General features: G+C 74.4%; 2 protein-coding genes. One reads left to right on the top strand and one right to left on the bottom strand.

All coding sequences use genetic code 11. The features are described from left to right. Positions 1-92: 92 nt before the first annotated feature. Positions 93-1310 (bottom strand): glycosyl hydrolase, encoded by a 1218-nt coding sequence (locus tag G3I53_RS19785; protein ID WP_164438601.1) that lies wholly within the window; start codon positions 1308-1310, stop codon positions 93-95. A 193-nt stretch (positions 1311-1503) separates the two neighbouring features. Between G3I53_RS19785 and G3I53_RS19780 the strand changes: the two genes are divergently transcribed. Next, a partial coding sequence (locus tag G3I53_RS19780; protein ID WP_164438600.1) for an ATP-grasp domain-containing protein occupies positions 1504-2658 on the top strand: 1155 nt, incomplete at its 3' end.

Here is a 2658-nt window from a genome sequence, read left to right as displayed (position 1 = left end):
GGACGCGACGCGGGCGGCGGGCCCTGACCGGGCCCGCCGCCCGGGCGGCCGTCCGGGCCGGTGACGGCCGTCCTGCCGCGTCCCGGGGGCGGCTAGCGGGTGCGCGACCACCAGTCGAGGCGCAGGCACAGCCGTCCGCCGATCCAGTACTCGACCCACTGCCCGAGGTCCAGGCGCGTGCAGCCGGCCGGCACAACGGGCGGCGTGGTGGTGGACGGGGCCGGCTGCGGGGTGTCCGCCGGGGCGGAGCCGCGGCCGGACAGCACGGACCGGTAGACGGCGGAGGACTCGGGGTTGTGCGCGCACTGCCACACGCCGTGCGGGCAGTAGTCGGTGAGCGTGTTGTACAGGGGTTTGTGCTCGTCCATCCAGTCGAGCATGCCCTTCATGTACGCGGTGTTGTCACCGTTGCGGAAAAGGCCCCATTCGGGATAGGAAATGGGCTTGCCGCGCTCCTTCGCGAACTCCACGTGGTGCCGCAGTCCGTAAGGCTCTTCCACCTGTTCGTCGAACGGCATTCCGCGCGGCTGGTCGTAGGCGTCCATTCCGATGATGTCGACGGTGTCGTCGCCCGGGTAGCACTCGGTCCACGGGACGGCGTCCCGGCCGCGGCTCGGGGTGAAATCGAACCGGAATTCCTGGCCCGGCACCGAACGCATGGTGGTGACGATCCTGTTCCAGTACGTCTTCCAGGCCTCGGGGTCCGGTCCGCACCGATGGGTGTACGTGATGCCGTTCATCTCCCAGCCGAGGACCAGGACCGTGTCCGGCACCTCGAGGCGGACCAGCCGCTCGGCGAGCGCGCGGAAGTGATGGTCGTAGCGGCCGGCGGCGCCCTCCCGCAGCAGCCTGCGCACCTCGTCGTCGCCCAGCCCCTCCTCGTTGCGCTCCAGCATGGGCACGTTGAGGACGAGCATCCGGTCGTCGGCGCCGCGCCGCCAGTTCGCCCAGACGTCGAGGAAGCCGGGGCGTCCCTCGATGTTGCTCCAGCGGTCCCCGGGCAGGTAGGTGTGGCCGACGCGCAGCCGGGCGCCGCCGAGCCACTGGCTGAGCTCGGCCATGCGGGTCACGCCGCGGGGGCCGTAGTCGAGGTAGGCGCCGAAGGCGGGGGCGCTCTCTCCGGGCGTGGCGGCCGACGGGGGCGCCGTGGGGCCGGGAGCCGGGGCCGAGGGGGCCGGGGCGGGCGGGCCGTCGTCCGTCCCCGTACCCGCGGCGAAACCGGGACCGGCGGCCAGGGTGGCCGCCGCGGCCACGGCCGCGGCGACACATGCCAGCCGCCGCAGCCGGGGCCGTCGCTGCTGTGGGGCCATTCCTGCTCCTTGGGTTCGTCGTTGCGGTGCTGTCTCGCACGCCGTGCGCCGGTCTCTCCGCCCCACTTCTTCTTCTGCCGTACCGACCGTCGTACTGACACCCAGTCATATGAAAAGCAATCACGCCACCGCCGCTACGGCTTTCGAGTGCCGCAATCGCCCGCACCGGTGACCGAATCGAAGGAATGAACCCGTGTCCCTGCTCGACGTCCGTGTCCCCGCCGTTCTGCTGCGGATCGACCGGAATCCCTTTCACCACGGAACGCTGGGCGCCGTGCGGTCGCTCGGCCGGGCGGGCGTGGAGGTGCACGTGGTCGCCGACTGCGGGCGCAGCCCGGTCCGCGCGTCCCGCTTCGTGACGGCGCTGCACACCCCTCCCCCGCCCGGTGCCGGCGCGGCCGAGGTGACGGCGGTCCTGCTGCGGGTGGCCGCGCGGATCGCGCGGCCCGCGGTGCTGATCCCGATGGACGACGCGGGGGCGCTCGCAATGGGCCGCGGCCGCCGGGAACTGGCACCGGCCTATCTGCTGCCCGACCTGTCCGGGGCGCTGCCCGAGCAGGTCGCCGACAAGGCCGGACTGGCCCGGCTGTGCGCCACGCTCGACGTCCCGCACCCGCTGACGCTCACCCCGGACAGCGCGGACGAGGCCGCCGCGGCGGCCTGGCGGCTGGGGCTGCCGGTGGTGGCGAAGTGGAGCAGGCCCTGGCTGCTGCCGCCGGGCAGCGGGCTGCGCAGCACGGTGCTGGTGCGCAGCGCCAGGGAGGCGCGGGAGCTGTACGCGCGGCGTGAGGAGGCGGGCAGCACGCTGCTGTTGCAGGCGTTCCTGCCGCCGGGCCCGGACCGGGACTGGTTCTTCCACGGGTACGCCGACCGGGCGGGCGGAGTGCGGGCGGGCGGGGCGGGGCTGAAGCTGCGTTCGAGGCCGCGCGGGGCGGGGCTCACCGCGGTCGGCCGCTGGGAGCCGAACCCGCAGGTGCGGACGCTGGCGGAGCGGCTCACCGTCGAGCTGGGCTATCGCGGCATCCTCGATCTGGACTTCCGCCGCTGCGCGGACACCGGCGACTACCACCTGCTCGACTTCAACCCCCGTCCGGGGGCGCAGTTCCGGCTGTTCACCGACACGGCGGGGCTGGACGTGGTCCGGGCGCAGCACCTGGACCTGACGCACCGTCCGCTGCCGGCGGGCGCGCCGGTGCCGGGGCGGGCGTTCGTGGTGGAGAACTACGCGCCGCTCGGCGCGCTGCGGCGGACGCCGGGCGGGCGGGAGCTCGCCTGGTACGCGCGCGACGACCGGGCGCCCGGGCGGGCGATGTGGGGCCTGTGGGGCCGGCACGTGACGGGACGGCTG

Origin of the sequence: Streptomyces sp. SID14436 (assembly GCF_010548465.1) — a bacterium.
In the GTDB taxonomy this organism is placed as follows: Bacteria; Actinomycetota; Actinomycetes; order Streptomycetales; family Streptomycetaceae; genus Streptomyces.
The sequence above is the reverse complement of the archived record's forward strand: the minus strand, read 5'-3'. Positions and strand labels throughout refer to the sequence as shown.

Excerpts from the sequence above, each read along its gene's own strand:
- G3I53_RS19785 (WP_164438601.1), bottom strand. The coding sequence starts at position 1,310 with ATGGCCCCACAGCAGCGACGGCCCCGGCTGCGGCGGCTGGCATGTGTC.